This is a genomic window from Sphaerotilus sp. (assembly GCF_034519685.1).
Classification (GTDB): domain Bacteria; phylum Pseudomonadota; class Gammaproteobacteria; order Burkholderiales; family Burkholderiaceae_C; genus Sphaerotilus.
Genome location: NZ_JAXHOF010000003.1, coordinates 598,108 through 613,866 on the forward strand (window position 1 = coordinate 598,108; position 15,759 = coordinate 613,866).

At 68.3% G+C, this 15,759-nt stretch carries 18 protein-coding genes; all 18 read left to right on the top strand.

Annotated features, from left to right (window positions below; translation table 11 throughout):
• The first annotated feature begins 76 nt into the window (after positions 1-76).
• The 18 genes from U5O44_RS06320 to U5O44_RS06405 all read left to right on the top strand — a co-directional run bounded on the left by U5O44_RS06320 (position 77) and on the right by U5O44_RS06405 (position 15,755).
• Positions 77-868: an ATP-binding cassette domain-containing protein gene (locus tag U5O44_RS06320; RefSeq protein WP_322587609.1), complete on the top strand. Its 792-nt coding sequence runs from the start codon at positions 77-79 to the stop codon at positions 866-868.
• The gene (locus tag U5O44_RS06325; protein WP_322587610.1) at positions 865-1,488 is read left to right on the top strand and encodes a DUF3501 family protein; all 624 of its coding nucleotides are present in this window, start codon (positions 865-867) and stop codon (positions 1,486-1,488) included. Before U5O44_RS06320 ends, U5O44_RS06325 begins: the two co-directional genes overlap by 4 nt.
• A 14-nt stretch (positions 1,489-1,502) precedes the next feature.
• Complete coding sequence (locus U5O44_RS06330) at positions 1,503-1,751, top strand: hypothetical protein (RefSeq protein ID WP_322587611.1); 249 nt, start codon at positions 1,503-1,505, stop codon at positions 1,749-1,751.
• A gap of 20 nt (positions 1,752-1,771) precedes the next feature.
• Complete coding sequence (locus tag U5O44_RS06335) at positions 1,772-3,064, top strand: DUF2325 domain-containing protein (RefSeq protein ID WP_322587612.1); 1,293 nt, start codon at positions 1,772-1,774, stop codon at positions 3,062-3,064.
• Positions 3,065-3,114: 50 nt separating this feature from the next.
• Entirely contained in the window at positions 3,115-3,492 is a 378-nt protein-coding gene (locus tag U5O44_RS06340; protein ID WP_322587613.1) for a hypothetical protein, read from the top strand.
• Positions 3,489-3,917 (top strand): hypothetical protein, encoded by a 429-nt coding sequence (locus U5O44_RS06345; RefSeq protein ID WP_322587614.1) that lies wholly within the window; start codon positions 3,489-3,491, stop codon positions 3,915-3,917. The genes U5O44_RS06340 and U5O44_RS06345 overlap by 4 nt, the downstream gene beginning before the upstream one ends.
• On the top strand, positions 3,914-4,462 hold the full coding sequence (locus U5O44_RS06350) for a peroxiredoxin (protein WP_322587615.1): 549 nt from the start codon (positions 3,914-3,916) through the stop codon (positions 4,460-4,462). The genes U5O44_RS06345 and U5O44_RS06350 overlap by 4 nt, the downstream gene beginning before the upstream one ends.
• Positions 4,463-4,552: 90 nt before the next feature.
• Positions 4,553-6,736 carry a TonB-dependent receptor gene (locus U5O44_RS06355; protein ID WP_322587616.1) on the top strand — a complete coding sequence of 728 codons (2,184 nt, stop codon included), beginning with the start codon at positions 4,553-4,555 and terminating at the stop codon, positions 6,734-6,736.
• 9 nt (positions 6,737-6,745) lie between these two features.
• Positions 6,746-7,990 carry a PepSY-associated TM helix domain-containing protein gene (locus U5O44_RS06360; protein ID WP_322587617.1) on the top strand — a complete coding sequence of 415 codons (1,245 nt, stop codon included), beginning with the start codon at positions 6,746-6,748 and terminating at the stop codon, positions 7,988-7,990.
• Complete coding sequence (locus U5O44_RS06365) at positions 7,969-8,373, top strand: hypothetical protein (protein WP_322587618.1); 405 nt, start codon at positions 7,969-7,971, stop codon at positions 8,371-8,373. Before U5O44_RS06360 ends, U5O44_RS06365 begins: the two co-directional genes overlap by 22 nt.
• Positions 8,370-8,648, top strand: coding sequence for a hypothetical protein (locus U5O44_RS06370; protein ID WP_322587619.1), 279 nt, complete (start codon positions 8,370-8,372; stop codon positions 8,646-8,648). The genes U5O44_RS06365 and U5O44_RS06370 overlap by 4 nt, the downstream gene beginning before the upstream one ends.
• 162 nt (positions 8,649-8,810) lie before the next feature.
• Positions 8,811-9,146 carry a DUF2946 domain-containing protein gene (locus U5O44_RS06375; protein WP_322587620.1) on the top strand — a complete coding sequence of 112 codons (336 nt, stop codon included), beginning with the start codon at positions 8,811-8,813 and terminating at the stop codon, positions 9,144-9,146.
• A gap of 85 nt (positions 9,147-9,231) precedes the next feature.
• Positions 9,232-9,561 carry a hypothetical protein gene (locus tag U5O44_RS06380; RefSeq protein ID WP_322587621.1) on the top strand — a complete coding sequence of 110 codons (330 nt, stop codon included), beginning with the start codon at positions 9,232-9,234 and terminating at the stop codon, positions 9,559-9,561.
• A 63-nt stretch (positions 9,562-9,624) separates the two neighbouring features.
• Positions 9,625-11,760 carry a TonB-dependent siderophore receptor gene (locus U5O44_RS06385; protein ID WP_322587622.1) on the top strand — a complete coding sequence of 712 codons (2,136 nt, stop codon included), beginning with the start codon at positions 9,625-9,627 and terminating at the stop codon, positions 11,758-11,760.
• Between the two features lie 11 nt (positions 11,761-11,771).
• Positions 11,772-12,599 (top strand): DJ-1/PfpI family protein, encoded by an 828-nt coding sequence (locus U5O44_RS06390; protein WP_322587623.1) that lies wholly within the window; start codon positions 11,772-11,774, stop codon positions 12,597-12,599.
• Positions 12,600-12,959: 360 nt separating this feature from the next.
• Positions 12,960-13,271, top strand: a complete 312-nt coding sequence (locus tag U5O44_RS06395) for a hypothetical protein (protein ID WP_322587624.1) — start codon at positions 12,960-12,962, stop codon at positions 13,269-13,271.
• 151 nt (positions 13,272-13,422) lie between these two features.
• A complete protein-coding gene (locus U5O44_RS06400; protein ID WP_322587625.1) occupies positions 13,423-15,477 on the top strand; it encodes a TonB-dependent siderophore receptor in 2,055 nt (684 codons plus the stop codon).
• 47 nt (positions 15,478-15,524) lie between these two features.
• Positions 15,525-15,755, top strand: a complete 231-nt coding sequence (locus tag U5O44_RS06405; protein WP_322587626.1) for a hypothetical protein — start codon at positions 15,525-15,527, stop codon at positions 15,753-15,755.
• Positions 15,756-15,759 lie beyond the last annotated feature (4 nt).

Here is a 15,759-nt window from a genome sequence, read left to right on the forward strand (position 1 = left end):
GTTTCTGTCGGAGATGAACTGCATGCATGAAGCCGATTCACCGCCGTTCGATCCCCACGCTGTTGTGGCCCCCACCTTGAATGCTCTGCTCGCGCTCGATGCCGCCGTCACCCGGCTGCCCGGCCATCGCATCGGCCCCTTCACCTTGCGCCTGGACGCAGGTGAACGCATCGCCATCCTCGGCCCCAGCGGCGCCGGCAAGTCCACGCTGCTGAAGCTGATGGCCGGCGAGCGGGCGCCGCACGAAGGCCAGGTGGCGCTGGCCCGCCGGCCGCTGCAGCGCTGGGCCCTGCCCTCACTGGCCCGGCGCCGCGCGGTGCTGCCGCAGTCGCACGCGGTGGCCTTCGGCCTGCCGGTGGAACTGGTGGTGGCGCTGGGCCGCGTGGCGCGTGAGCCCGATCCGCAACAAGCCGGCATCGTCGCGCAGGCGCTGCAACTGGCGAGCGCCGCGCACCTGGTCGGGCGCCGCTTCGACACGCTCTCGGGCGGCGAACAGGCCCGCGTGCAACTGGCACGTGTGTTTGCCCAACTGTGGGACGAGCGCGAGGCCTTGCTGCTGGTGGACGAGCCCCTGTCCGCGCTGAACCCCGGCCTGCAGTTCGAACTGATGGACGCGATGCAGGGCTTCTGCCTGGCGCGCGGCCATGCCCTGGCGGCCGTGCTGCACGACATCAACCAGGCGCTGGCCTCGTTCGACCGCCTGTGGCTGTTGCGCGAAGGCCGCCTGGTCGCCGACCTGCCCAGCGGCCGCACCGCCGTCGAGCCGCTGGAAGACCTGTACGGCATCGGGCTGCGCTGTGTCGAAGACGAACACGACGGCCTTGCGGTAGTGCCGGTGCGGCGCGCTCCCGCCCTCATTGCCGCATGAACATCACTGCAGCGAGCCTGATGACGCTCCAGTCCTACAGCCTGTCGCGCCGCGTCCACCGGCAACAGATGATCCGGCACCGCCGCGAGCGCAGCCTGATGCTGGGCCCGTGCATGCGGCTGCAGTTCGAAGACGAGCTGACCATCCGCTACCAGATCCAGGAGGTGCTGCACGCCGAGCGCCCCGAGCTGCCAGATGCCGGCGCCGACGAGATCGCCACCTACGCCCACCTGGTGCCCGACGGCAGCAACTGGAAGGCCACGCTGCAGATCGAGTTGCCCGATGCCGCGCAGCGGCGGCGCGAGTTGCCGCAGCTCAACGAAGCCGCGCACCGCATCTTCGTGGACGTGGCACGCCACCCGCGTGTGTTCGCCTTCGCCAACGAAGACCTGCCCGACCGCCACCGCACCCGACCCTCGGCCGTGCACTTCCTGCGCTTCCAGTTCCCCGAGTCGCTGCGCGCGGCGCTGCTGGGCGGCGCCACCGCCACGCTGGGCTGCGCACACGACCACTACGAGTTCCGCCGCGTCATCCCGCCGGCCAGCATCGAACGGCTGCGGCGTGACCTGGTGCTGCCCACCCACAAGCTCGACCACGCCGTGGCCGAGCGCCCGACCTGACACGAGGTGCCCCAATGTCTCATCCCGAACCCGAAGACCACGGCCCCGGCCTGCTGCTCGCCCGCAGCGACATGGGTGCCATCAGCGTGTGCGGCTGCGGCGTGCTGACCTTGACGCTGCAGTACCTCAGCCTGCGCTTTGAACCCGGCGCGTTCCGCGAACTGCAGGCGCTGCTGAGCGTCGCGCAGCGTCGACTGGACGGCGACCCCGCGATGGGGATCGCTCCTGCCTCCGCGTCGAGCGACGCGCCCGCCGTGCACTGAACCCTTGAAAGGACCATTTCATGTGCAAGTCCGATCCCAATCAGCTCGAAACCCTGGTCCGGCAGGCCGTGGCCGGCACCGGCGCCGTCGTCACCGGCATCGAAGCGCCATCGCTCTGCAACCACGGCTCGCGCCGCAAGCGCCTGTGGGAGCTGGACGGCCACGCACACTGCCCCGTGGTTGGCGTGTGCCTGCCGATCAGCCTGCTGCGCAAGGTGGTCAACAAGGCCCTCGGCGGTCAGGCCGTGGCCGACGACTACGAACTGCACTGCGGCGCGGTGGCCGACTGCAAACAGCGCGGCGCCGTGGCCGAAGCCGTGCAGCGCGAACTCGAGCGCCGCTATGTGCTGGCCGTTCAGAAGGCCGGCAAGCTCAAGACCACCGAGGCCCTGGCGGCGTGGTGGGACGAGGCGCTGCGTTGCCAGGACATCGCCGGCCCGTTGTGGGCCACGCTGACCCACGCCCGCTGCACGCCCGAGCTGGCGCATCGTGTGGAAGGCCAGGTGCACATGCTGCAGCACCAGGTGGGCATGGCCACCCGCATGGACTTCGACCGCTTCGAGGCCCTGCTTGACGAAAACGCCCTGCTCACGCGTGAGCTCGCCGCCGCGCAGCAGCGCAGCACGCGTCAGGTCGAGGAACACACGCGCCGCCAGGACGCTCTGCAAAGCCTGGTCATGCAGCTGCGGGCGCAGCTGATGGCCCGCGACACCGCGGTGGCCGCGCTTCAGGCCGATCTGCAGACACTGGAAGCCGCCTCGCCAGGGCTGAAGACGCGCTTCGAGATGGCGCGTGAATTGGAACGACTGGTCGAACACAACCACAGCCATCAACGCGCCCTGCTGCACGCCCAGCAGGAGTCCGAGCGCCAGCGCCGACGTGCCGACGATCTGGCCGCCGAACTGGCCCAGCGCGACGCCATCGCGGCCGACGCCACAGCCGACACGACCACGCCTGAACTGCCCGCGCGCCTGGATGACCAGGCCGTGCTGTGCGTCGGCGGGCGGCCGGCCAGCGTGCCAATCTATCGCCAGTTGATCGAAGGCACCGGCGGGCGCTTCATGCACCACGACGGCGGCGAGGAAGACAGCGACGCCAAGCTCGACGCCACGCTGGCCGCCGCCGACCTGGTGATCTGCCAGACCGGCTGCATCAGCCACAACGCCTACTGGCGCGTGAAGGACCACTGCAAACGCACCGGCAAACGCTGCGTCTTCGTCGAGAGCCCCAGCCGTGCCGGCCTTGGCCGTGCGCTGCGCTCGCTGGCGGTGGTCGAGGCGCCTTCGCCCGGCAAGGCGTCGAGCACCGCATGAGCGCCTTGCGGCTCGATCCCCTCCCACCCCACACACCTCGGAGACTGGGGATGCACGAACGCCTGCGCACCCTGCTCGAAGTCATCGCCTTCGTCGCGATCGTCTCGCTGATCTGGTTCGCCATTCCCCTGCCTGCCCGCGCGCACGAGGTCGACTGCGCCGGCCGCACCGGCATTGCCCTGGCGCGCTGCGAACGCCACCAGAAGATGGCCGCACAGTGCGGCCCGATCCAGGGCGAAGCGCACTTCGCCTGCGACCGCCAGTTCCTGCTCGACCACCTGCTGGACTGCAAGGCATACGCCGGCGATGCCGCAGCCCAATGCACGGCCGAGACCGCAGCATTCAAGGCCTGCGAGTCCAAGCCGGGCTTGGAATTCATGCGCTGCGTGCGAGGTGCGCTGCAGACCAGTACGATGGGCGCTCGATGACCGCAGAGCGAGTGCAAATGCAGGTGCAATCGCGCCGTCGGCGTTGGCGCCTGGTGTGGATGGCCCTGGCCGCGACGCTGATCGCCCTGTGGTCGTGGCGCACGCCGGCCGCTGAGCCGCCGCCCTGCCCTGCGCAGCCCGGCACGTTGGGTGCAGCGCTGTGCGAGCGCGCGAGGTTGATGGACGAGCTATGTGGTCCGGTCGAGGCTGACATGCGCGGCCACTGTCAGGCCTGTCTGCTCGAAAACAACCCGCTGCCCTGCGAAGACCTCACCGCGGCCGAGGCCCCGCGCTGCCGCGTTGTGCTCGCGGCCATCGACCGCTGCGTCCTGGCGGGACCCACCCGCATCGATGCCTGCCTGCGCCGATCAACGGCCTCGCGAGTCCTTCTCACCACGTTCATAACGCAAGGAAACACCCCATGAAAACCATCGGCGACAAGCTCGAAGCCTTCAGCGTCACCGGCGTCAAACCCGGGTTCAACCAGCATGAGGAGATTGGCGTCTCGGCCTTCGAGCTCATCAACGAGAAGAGCTTCGCCGGCAAGTGGAAGGTCATCTACTTCTGGCCCAAGGACTTCACCTTCGTCTGCCCGACCGAGATCACCGGCTTCGACAGGTTGGCCAAACAGTTCGAGGAACGCGACGCCGTGCTGCTGGGCGGCAGCACCGACAACGAGTTCTGCAAGCTCGGTTGGCGGCGCGAGCACAAGGACCTGAACAAGCTGGCGCACTGGAGCTTCGCCGACGTGACCGGCAGCCTGGTGGACCAGCTCGGCGTGCGCGACCGGGCCGCGGGTGTAGCGCTGCGCGCCACCTTCATCGTCGACCCCGACAACACCATCCAGCACGTCAGCGTGAACAACCTCAACGTCGGCCGCAGCCCGGAAGAAGTGCTTCGCGTCCTGGACGGGTTGCAGACCGACGAGCTGTGCCCCTGCAACCGTTCGGTCGGCGGCGCCACGCTGTGACGGCCTCGGCCTGATCTCCGCATCCCCCACCACAACAACGACAAAGCCCCCGTGCCGCTGCGCGCCCAGCCCGCGCAATGGCCCTGCCCCATGCACAACAAGAACCTCCGCACGCGCCGCCGCGCCAGCGCTGCCCATCCCTCGAACTTTCGCCTGACCGCCATCGCCGCCTGCCTGCTGGCCGGCGCGGCCCAGGCGCAACAGCCACCCTCCGCAAACACCGGCCAGCCGGAACAGGAGACACAGTCACTGCAGGCCGTGGTCGTCACTGCCACCCGCGGCAGCAAGGCGGTGGAGAAGATTCCCGGCGCCATCAGCGTGATCACGCGCAGCGAGATCGACACCCAGGGCCTGATCAGCGAAGACCCGAGTCAGCTGTTAGCCGCCCAGGTACCGGGTTATGCGCCGGCGCGGCAGAAGCTGTCCAACTTCGGCGAGAGCCTGCGCGGGCGCAACGCGCTGCTGCTACTGGACGGCATCCCGCAGACCAATCCGCTGCGCTTCGGTGGCCGCGAGGGCTACTTTGCCGACCCGATGCTCGTCGAGCGCATCGAAGTCGTCAGCGGCGCCTCGGCCGTACAGGGCATGGGCGCCACCGGCGGCATCATCAACACCATCACGCGGCGGCCCAGCCGGCCCGGCACGCGGCACATGGTCGAGCTGAAGTACAGCACCCAGGGCCACGCCGACACGCAGGGCTGGAAAACCGGCTACATGCTCGAACACAAGGGCGAAGGTCCGGACGCCTTCGACGCGCTGGCCTACCTGGGCATGCGCAGCCAAAGCGTGGGCACCGACGGCGACGGCCGCAAGCTCGCCACCGAATCGCTGCACGAGGCCGCCGACGCCTTCGTCAAGATCGGCCGCGACTTCGGCCCCCAGCGTGTGCAGCTGATGCTCAACCGCTTCCGTGCCGATGGCTTCGACGACTGGCTCGACGTGGCCGGCAACCGCAGCACCGGCATTCCCACGAGCGCGCAGCGCGGCAGCCTGGCCTGGGACTCGCCGCGCAACAACGTCACCTCGGCCAGCCTGGAGTGGACGCATGCCAGCTTGGCCGGCGGCTACGCCAGCGCCCAGCTCTTCAAGCAGGACTTCGCCGCGCGCTACAGCGGCGGCATCATCAGCACCTTCCAGGACACCCGCATCGCGCCGGCCAACACGCTGATCGACCAGAGCGAGATCGTGGCCGACAAATGGGGCCTGCGCACGAGCTGGGTGCGGCCCGACCTGGGGCTGGCCGGGCTGGAGTTCACCGCCGGCATCGACCTGCTGCACGACACTTCGTCGCAGCAGCTCACGCAGACCGGGCGCACCTGGGTGCCGCCGCTGCGCTACAAAAGCCTGGCGCCGTTCACGCAGCTCGAGTACGAGATCGGCAACCTCACGCTGCGCGGCGGGCTGCGCGACGAGCGCAACTCGCTGTCGGTGGACAGCTACCGCACGCTGGCGTTCTACGGCAATCGCGAAGTGGCGGGCGGCACGCGCGAGGCGCACGAACTGGTCAAGAGCCTGGGCGGCGTCTGGCGCTTCGGCCACAGCGGCTGGTCCAGCTTCGTGTCGTACAACGAAGGCTTCGGCCCGCCTGATGCCGGGCTCATCCTGCGCGCCGTGCGCACGGCCGGGCAGTCGGTGGACAAGCTGGTCGACCTGCAGCCCGTGGTCACCGAGAACCGCGAACTGGGCATCGCCTGGCGCGGCACGGCGGGCGGCCTGAGTGCGTCGGTCTACGAGTCGCGCTCCGAGCTCGGCAGCCAGATCATCGTGGCCAACGGCATCGGCACCGTGCAGCGTGTGCCCATCGTCGTGAAGGGCTTCGAGTTCAGCGGCCAGTGGCGCCCCACCGGCACGCTGCGGCTGGACGCCACCTACGCCCGCACCCGCGGCCGCACCGCCAGCGCCGCCGGCCAGCCGCTGGAGCTGGATCTGGGCGCGCGCTCGCAGGGGCCGGACAAGCTGGTGCTGGCAGGCCAGTGGGCCTTCGCGCCGGCCTGGAGCGCGCAGTTGAACGTGGCGCGCTGGTCCTCGCGCGACGCCAACGTCGGCAAGTTTTCGGGCACCACCAGCCTGGAGGAGCACTTCAAGGGCTACACGGTGGCCGACCTGGCGCTGCGCTGGGCCTCGCCCTGGGGCGACGTCGGCGCCGGCATCGAAAACCTGCTGAACAAGCAGTACATCACCTACTACAGCCAGAGCCACTACGCCGGCACCAACGACGACTACTACGCCGGCCGCGGCCGCACGCTCACGCTGAGCTGGCGGCGCAGTTTCTGAAGGCCGACGATGCGTCGAACCTTCGCGCTGCTACACCGCTGGGTGGCCCTGCTGGCCGGGCTGCTGCTGGCCCTGCTGGGCCTGACCGGCAGCCTGATGGTCTGGCAGGCCGAACTGGACGCAGCGCTGAACCCGGCCTGGTTCAGCGCCCGGCCCGGGCCCGGCGGGCCGGGCGAGCCCGGCGCCTGCGCAGCGACGCAGCGCCCGGTGGCCGACACGCTGGCCGTTCTGGCCGGTGCCGCGCCCGGCGCGAAGCCGGCGCTGGTGCTGGCCCCGGCGCACCCGGGTGCCGCCTACCAGGTGTGGGAACGCAGCGACCCGGGCAACGGCTTGCGGCGCGAGCACTTCATCGACCCCGCCTGCGGGCGCTACCTCGGCACGCGCCTGCGCGGCGCCTGGCAGCTCGACCGCGCCCACGCCGTGCCTTTGCTGTACGAACTGCACAGCAAGTTGCTCGGCGGCGAAACGGGCCACCTCGTCGTTGGCAGCGGCGCCCTGCTGCTGTTCGGCCTGGCGCTCAGCGGAGTCTGGCTGGCGTGGCCGAAGCGCTTCTCGGTCGAGGCCTGGCGCCGCGTGCTGACGATCAAGGCCGGCGCCTCCGCGCAGCGCTGGTGGTTCGACCTGCACCGCGCGGCCGGCCTGTGGCTGGCGCCGCTGTGCCTGCTGCTGACCCTGACCGGCGCGGCGCTGGTCTTCGACGCCAGCGCGCGCGCCGTCGTCGCGACCGTGTTGCCGGTGGAGCGACTGCCGCGCATGCCGCAGGCGGCGCCAGACAAGTCCGGCCCAGCGGCCGATGCACGGCCGGCGCCCGACGATCTGGTTGCCGGCGCGATGGCGCGGTTTCCGCAGGCGACCTGGTCGCGGCTGACGCTGCCGGCCGGCAAGGACAGTATTGCCGAAGTGCGCCTGCTGCAGCCCGGTGAACCACGCGCCGACACCGGCAGCACCCGCGTGCGGCTGGACGCCGCCGGCCGCATCGTCGCCGTGCAAGACCCCCTGCGTGCCCCCGCCGGCAGCGTGCTGCTGGACTGGGTGTTCCCGCTGCACAGCGGTGAGGCGCTGGGCCTCATGGCGCGTGTGCTGTGGTCGGCCTTCGGCCTGGTGCCGGCGCTGCTGCTGGGCAGCGGCCTGTGGCTGTGGTGGCGCCGAACGCGCAAGGGCCAGGCTGCTGCGACACAGGCGGCGGCTCGTCCGATCCACGTCATCAAACCCCAACCCGAAGAAGCAACACCATGGAACGCCCCAACGCCCTGACAACATCGCAGACGCAGGCGGCGGCGCTGCTGCGCCGCTGGGACCGCATCGGTGTCGGCGTGCGCTGCGGCTACAACCCCAGTTGCCCCTGCGCCGTACGGCACTACCTGGACGCCGGGCGGCGCGTCGTCATCGCCGGGGTGCGGCCCGAACAGCAGGTGATGCAGCGCCTGCTGACGGTGCTGCTGCAGACTGCCCACGACGAGGCGCTGCCCTGGTACTGGCGCAGCGTGTGCCTGGAGCACACCACCCTGCCGATGGCGCGGCTGACCTCGCTGCTGCAGCAGCACGACCCGGTGGCGTGCCACGCCATGCACTGCGCCGTGCAGGCTGCCGGCGATGCACTGGATGCAGCTCCGCGTCGCTCAGAGCGCGCCGAATGACGGCCTGGCAGACCTTGCGCGACACCCTGCCCGACTCGGCCAAGGACATCCGCCTGAACCTCGATGCGGTGGTCGAACGCTCCAACCTGGCGTTGCCCGAGGCGCTGAGTTGCGCGCTGGCGGCGGCGTTTGCTGCGCGTTGCCCACCGCTGGTGGCGGCGCTGCGCGAACGCCTTAAACCACGCGACGCCGAAGCCGCGCTCCCTGCCGCCGCGCTGATGGGCATGAACAACACCTGTATCCCTTCGTCGAGATGGCCGGCGACGAGGCGTTGAAGACCCTGCGGCCCGAACTGCGCATGAACGCCTATAGGTCGCAGGGGATGGGGGATCCGCCTCCGCCCGACCAGTGCCAGGCCCAAGCAGGGCCTACTACTAAAATAATGGTCGATGCACGCATTCCGTACCTACCGCCGATTCCCCAGTTGGATTGCCGCCATGGCGATCCTGCTGGCATCGCTCGCGCCATCGTTAAGCCATGCGCTGGGCTCGGCCAAGGCAGCATCCTGGATCGAGATCTGCACGTTGCAAGGCTCGAAGTGGATCGCGGAAAAGACCGACGATTCGCCGTCGGCGCCGACCGTCAGCCACGTGTTCGAGCATTGTTCGTTCTGCTCGATGCATGCGGCGACCCTGGGCCTGCCACCATCTGCTGAACTCGTGCCATTGCCGATCGAAGGTCATGGCGAGTTTCCTCCTGCCTTCTACGCCGCTCCTCGCACGCCGCATGCGTGGGTGAGCGCGCGTCCACGAGCACCGCCGCAACTCTCCTGATCGTCTGGATGCCGTTCGTCGGGCTTGAGCCCGCAGACGGGTCATCGACCGCCACGGCACGCCTGCCGGGCATCAGGAGAACTTTGTGAATACCTTCGAACGCGTCATGCGTGGACCGAGGCGCGGCAACCGATGCCACGTCCGCCTCTTCGTCGCTGCACCCCTTGTCGCCGTGGGTCTCAGCTACGGCATGGCACTCGAGGTAGGCGCCGGATTCGCGCCGCCACCGTTCCCGCCGGATGATCAAGTCGCGATGCGCGCGCCTGCGCGTCACGTCGAGGGACCTCCCGTCTCGGTGATCACTTCCGGTCGGGCAGTCGCAGGAAGCGAGTTGGAACCCCTGCCGGAGCGCCAGGACGCCGAGCCGCCTTGGCGCTTCGACAACCGCGACGAGTTGCCCATGCGGGACCACTGAGCCGCTCACATCACCGACGCTGCTGACTGCGGCCATGTATCGAACACCCAGGAGAACACCACCATGAAACCCCGCCACCCCGGCCGCAAGACCCTGATCGCCAGCGCCGTCCTGTTCGCGATGACCGCGCAGGCCCAGACCGAACTCCAGCGCGTGGAGATCACTGGCACGTCCCAGCCCTACCAGGCGCCGCCGACCTCCGCTGCAACGAAGACCGACATGCCGATCTTGCTGACGCCGCAGTCCGTGCAGGTCGTGCCACGCGCGGTGCTGAACGACCAGAAGGCCCTGACGCTGACCGACGCGATCCGCAACGTCGCGGGCACAGGTGGCGACTTCGGGTTCAACGGCAGCTCCCAGCCCTTGATCCTCTTGCGCGGCTTCCAGACCGAGTCGATGACCGCATCGGGTCCGATGTCGGGCATGTCCACCTACTACATCAACGGCGTCAAGGTAAAGGGCGTGCCGGTCAACATGGCCAACGTCGATTCGGTGGAAGTGGTCAAGGGCCCGGCCTCGGTACTGTATGGCCGCTCCGAGCCGGGCGGGCTCATCAACGTCGTGCCGCGCGCCCTCTCGGCCACGCCGAGCTTCGGCTTCGAGCAGACCATTGGCCAGTACGCCCAATCGCGCACCATCCTCGAAGGTGGCGGTGCGCTGAACGCCGACAAGACGCTGCTCGGCCGTGCCAACGCTTCGTACGACACCGCGAAGTCCAACCGCGAATTCGTCGAGAACCGCATGGCAGCATTCAGCGGCTCCATCGCGTGGATTCCCGACGCCGACACGCGCGTTGCGCTGACCTACGACCGCAACGCACAGAAGTATCGCAACGACTTCGGCGTCTATGCCGACGGCGACCGGCCGGCCGAGGTGCCGCGTTCGCGGCAGTTCAACAATGCGCCTGAGTTGTCGTCGTTCGACAACCAGTCGCTGACGCTGGAGGCGCAGACCCGGTTGTCGACGGCGTGGACGCTGAAGGCCCGTGCGGTCACGATGCGTGCAAAGGTCAAGGAGCTCGACATCTGGCCGTACCGGGTCGATCTCGGCGCGGGCAGCGGGCCGGCCGACAGCTGCGTGGAGACGAACCCGCTGCAGACGATGTGCCGTTACTACCTGTCCAACCGGCCAGACGGCCGGGTGCGGCTGGATCAGGCGACCTTCGACCTGCAGGGCGACGTCACCTGGGGCGGGCTGAAGCACAAGCTGTTGTTCCAGCTGGACCACTACGAGAACAGCCGTACCGGTGCGCTGGTGTTCGCACAGATCAATGCCGTGGATGTGCGCAACCCCGACTTCGGCGGCACGCCGACGATTGCGCAGACGGGCGCGCCGGGTTCCGACACGCGCGACGTTCAGCGCTGGACCAGCCTGGTGGCCCAAGACCAGATTGCCTTCGGCAACGGGTGGCATGCGGTGTTCGCACTGCGTCACGACCGCACCGCCGGCATCTACACCTCGGACCCGACTCTAGATCTGAACCGGCAGAGCTTCACGACGCCGCGTGTCGGCGTGGTGTACGAGTTCGTGCCCGGCCAGACGCTCTACGCGCAGTACCAGGACGCGGTGGCCGCCAACAATGGCCGCAACCCGGACGGCTCGCCGCTGGCGGCCGAACGTGCGCGGCAGTTCGAAGCCGGCTGGAAGAGCACCGCGCTGGAAGGCCGGCTGAACACCACGGTCGCGGTCTTCGACCTCGTGAAGCGCAACCGCGCCGACTACACGCTGTACCCAGTGATCACGACGATCGGCGAGGCCCGCTCGCGGGGACTGGAGATCGACATGTTGGGCCAGCTCACGAGGCAGCTCGCCGTCATGGCCTCGTACGCCTACCTCGACGCGAAGATCACCGACAAGGCCGCGTATGCCGGCACGCGCCTGGCCAACGCAGCACGCAACTCCGGCAGCCTGTGGGGCCGGTGGATGTTCGATGGGCAGTGGGCGGCCGGCGCCGGCGTTTTCTTCCAGAGCCAGCGCGAAGGCGACCAGTTGAACAGCTTCCAGTTGCCAGGCTACGGCCGGGTCGATGCGATGCTGTCGTACGCGTTCCGTGCCGGCTCGGGCAAAGGCTCGGTGCAGTTCAACCTGAAGAACGCCTTCGACAAGCTCTACTACAGCGGCAGCCACCCGGGAGCGCGCGACTGGATCCAGCCCGGCGCGCCGCGCACGGCGTCGCTGACACTGCGCCTGGACTACTGATGGAGAAGGTCATGACGCACCCAAGACGCGACTTCCTGCGCAATCTCGCAGCAGCCAGCCTGGCGGGCTCTGCCGCAGCGGCAACGTCGGCTGCGGAGCCGGCGGCATCGCAGCCCGAAGTGATGCACGACATGAGCACCATGCCCCCGCAGTGGCAAGGCAAGGAGCAGATCGCGATGCTGCTGTACCCCGAGTTCACCGCGCTCGATCTGGTGGGGCCTCACCACATGTTCACCAGTCTCTGGGGGGCGACGGTGCACCTGGTGGCGGCCACGAAGGAGCCCGTCCGCGGCCAGAACGGGATCACCTTCATGCCCAGCATGACCCTGGATGAAACACCGGCCGACCTGGACATCCTGTTCGTCCCCGGAGGAGACGTGGGCACGCTGAAGGCGATGCAGGACCCGAAGCTGATCGCATGGGTCGCCGACCGCGCACGCCGGGCCAAGCTGGTGGCCTCGGTCTGCACCGGCTCGATGATCCTCGGCCAGGCGGGCCTGCTGCGCGGCAAGCGGGCAACGAGCCACTGGGCCACGCATGCGCTACTGAAGGAGTTCGGTGCCATCCCGGTGGACCGGCGGGTGGTCTGGGACGGCAAGCTCGTCACCGGTGCGGGCGTGTCGGCTGGGCTCGATCTCGGGCTGGCCGTCGTCGCCAAGCTGCGCGACAAGACCTATGCACAGGGCGTGCAGTTGATGGCCGAGTACGCCCCGCAGCCACCGCTGCACGCTGGCACGCCGAAGACGGCGCCGCCAGCGGTGCACCGGATGATGGATTCCATGTTCGACACCCTCCGGGCCGGCATGCGCGCTTCGGCGAAGTCGGCACTCGGCGCCTGACTGCCTCCGCCATTCCGCTGCCGCAGGCTCGTCCAGTTACGTCCGGTCGCATCGGGCGACGCAGACTTTTTGCACCGAAGAACGTCTGCAATCGTGTCGGCCGGAAGTCCGCTTTGGGGTCGACAGTGACGCCGAGAACATGGCCGCAGGGTCCGGCGTTGCGCACAGCAGCGCGCAACGCCTACGGATCGTTGATGCCAGTCGATTAGTAGTGCGACTCATTCGCATTACAATGCGTTGCTCGCAAGGTTGGCTGCCGCTCCAGTGGCGCCGCGCGAACACCCGAAGCCAGCCGCCGCCAGCCTTCGCCCACTGACTTGGCCTGCACGTTGCCCTGACGCGCAGCCGCGCGAGGACACGATGCAAGCTGCCGACGAAGACACCGACCTGCCCCTGCCCAGCCTCGAAGCGCTGGTGGCAGGCACCGTGGCCCTGATGACGTCCTGGGCCGACCCCTGCGTCGACGCACGCATCACGCGGGCCGACCAGCGCTCCCTGCTGGCGCGCAAAGTGGTCTCCAACCTGTTCTTCATGCAGAACCACCCCTGCGCCAGCCCGGCGCTGCGCCAGGTGATGGCCAATGCGCACCAGCGCTGGGTGGGGCTGGCGCAGGTGCCGGCCACCGACAGCCTTGGTGACCACGCTGGCGAACGTTCGGCTGCGTTGCATTGACATTGCACACATGGTCGCCCGCCCCGAGAGCCCCCTCCAGCGCCACATGCGCGGTCCTTTCCACAATCACACGCAACGGGTCACAACGATGAAAAGACAAAAACTGGTGATGAGGGCCTGCGCGATCGCAGCCTCTGCGGCCCTGGGCCCCGTGCACGCCCAAGAGGCGTCGACCGAGAAGACGGAAGCCACACTCGAGAAGATCGTCGTGACGGGCAAGCGTGCCAACCGTGTTTCCAAGGGCGCCACCGGCCTGGCGATGGAGATCAAGGACACGCCGCAGTCCATCAGCACGCTCGACAAGGAGGAGATGGCCGACTTCGGCCTCACCAGCAGCAACGAAGCGCTGGGCCTGGCCACCGGCATCAACGTCGATCTGTGGGAGACCAACCGCGCGAGCTTCAATTCGCGCGGGTTCGAGATCCAGCTGACGCAGATCGATGGCCTGGGCATGAGCAACTCCTACGGCGTCGCGCTGGGCCGCGAAGACACCTTCCTGTTCGACCGCGTTGAGGTGATCCGCGGCGCCAACGGGCTGCTCACTGGCGTGGGCAACGCGTCGGGCACGGTCAACTACGTGCGCAAGCGCCCCAAGAATGCCGACGGCGGCGAGGCCAACCTGAGGCTCGGCTCCTACGGCCTCAAGCGCGTGGCGTTGGACTACAACAAGGTGCTGACCGAGGACGGCAGTTGGGCCGGCCGGCTGGTGGTGGCCCACGAAGACGCGGATTCTCACCTGCGCGCCCTGCACAACAAGCGCACCAGCCTCTACGGTGTGGTCGACGGCCAGATCGGCAGCAACGGCACCCTGACGCTGGGCATCACCAACGTCGATGCCAAGCAAGACTCGCCGATGTGGGGATCGCTGACCCTGCGCCGCTCCGACGGCACCCAGGCCGAATTCCCCGTGGGATCGTCAACCTCTCAGGACTGGACCTACTGGAACAACAAGTACACCAATGCCTTCGTCGAGTACACCCACCGCCTGGGCATGAACTGGGAGGCCAAGCTCACCTACAGCCACCGGCAGAGCGACGAAGCGACCAAGATCCTCTACGCCTACTCGCCGACGGGCACGCTGAACGCGGACAACACGGGCCTGCTGGGCTGGGCCTACCGCAGCGTAGGCGACTCGACCGATCGCATCCTGGATGCCAACCTGAGCGGCGAGTTCTCCGCGTTCGGGCGCCAGCACAGCCTGCTGGTCGGCCTGAGCCAGTCACGGCAGGAGACGGCCGTGGACACCTACGAGCCACAGACCAACTTCCTGGCGTTTCCGGCATTCCCCTTTGGCGGCAACGTCTATGCAGAACCAGCCTGGGACCCACGCGCGCCCAGTACCCGCGGCGAGCAGACGCTGACGCGGCTGTACGGCGCATCACGACTGGCCCTGAGCGATGCGCTGAAAGCCATCGTCGGCGTCAATGCGGTGCGGCTGGAGCGCAGTGGCGCCTCCATCTACGGCAACGCCGCCACCAACACCGTCTATCCCGACACAAAGGAGGTCAGCCCCTACGTTGGCCTCACCTACGACATCACGCCAGAAGCCATGGGCTACGTGTCGTATTCGGACATCTTCCAGAACCAGGATCAGACCGACATCATTGGCGAGTACCTGGCGCCCATGAAGGGCGTCAACGCCGAAGCCGGTGTGAAAGCCGAGTGGCTGAACAAGTCTCTGCTGACCACTTTCGCCCTGTTCACCGCGAAGCAAAAAGGCCTGGCGACCTACGCCGGCATCATCAGCGATCCGGGTGGCCCTCTGGACGGCAAGTACTGGTACGAGCCCAAGGACGTGAAGTCCAGGGGCTTTGAGTTCGAAGCCACCGGCCGCATCAGCAAGGATGCCAAGGTCACCGTGGGCTACACCCAATTGAAGCTGACCGGCCCGGACGGCAACGACATCTATGAGTGGATCCCCCGCAAGACCATGAACTTCCGCTTCGACAGCCGGGTGCCGATGCTGCCAGCCCTGCGCCTGGGGCTTGGCGGGCGCTGGCAGTCCGAGGTGAGCAAGGCCGGCAGCGCCACCCAAGGTGCCTATGTGGTGGCCAACGCCTTCGCCGCCTACGAGATCAACAAGGCGGCGACGCTGCGCCTGAACGTCAACAACCTGTTCGACAAGAAGTACATCGGCGGCATCACCTACGGCGCGATCTACGGGGCGCCACGCAACGGTTCCGTGTCGCTCGAATACAAGCTCTGACGTGGATGCCGGACGAGGCTGCTGCGAAGGGTCGTCGAAGGTCGGTCATGAGCCAGAGCCTGAGCCGCATCTTCCGCGTGCCCGGTCTGGTGGCTGCCGCCAGCGTCGTCGGCCTCGTCTCGGCGCTGGTCGCCAACGGCCCATGGGACCTGCTGTCCTGGCTGGCGCTCGGCCTGGGCGTGGTCATCGCCGCATGGCACGCAATCCCCTGGCGCCGTGCGCAGCAGGCGCATTCGGCAGACTCAGCAGCACTCGCAGACCCTTCGACTCGTGGCTGATCCC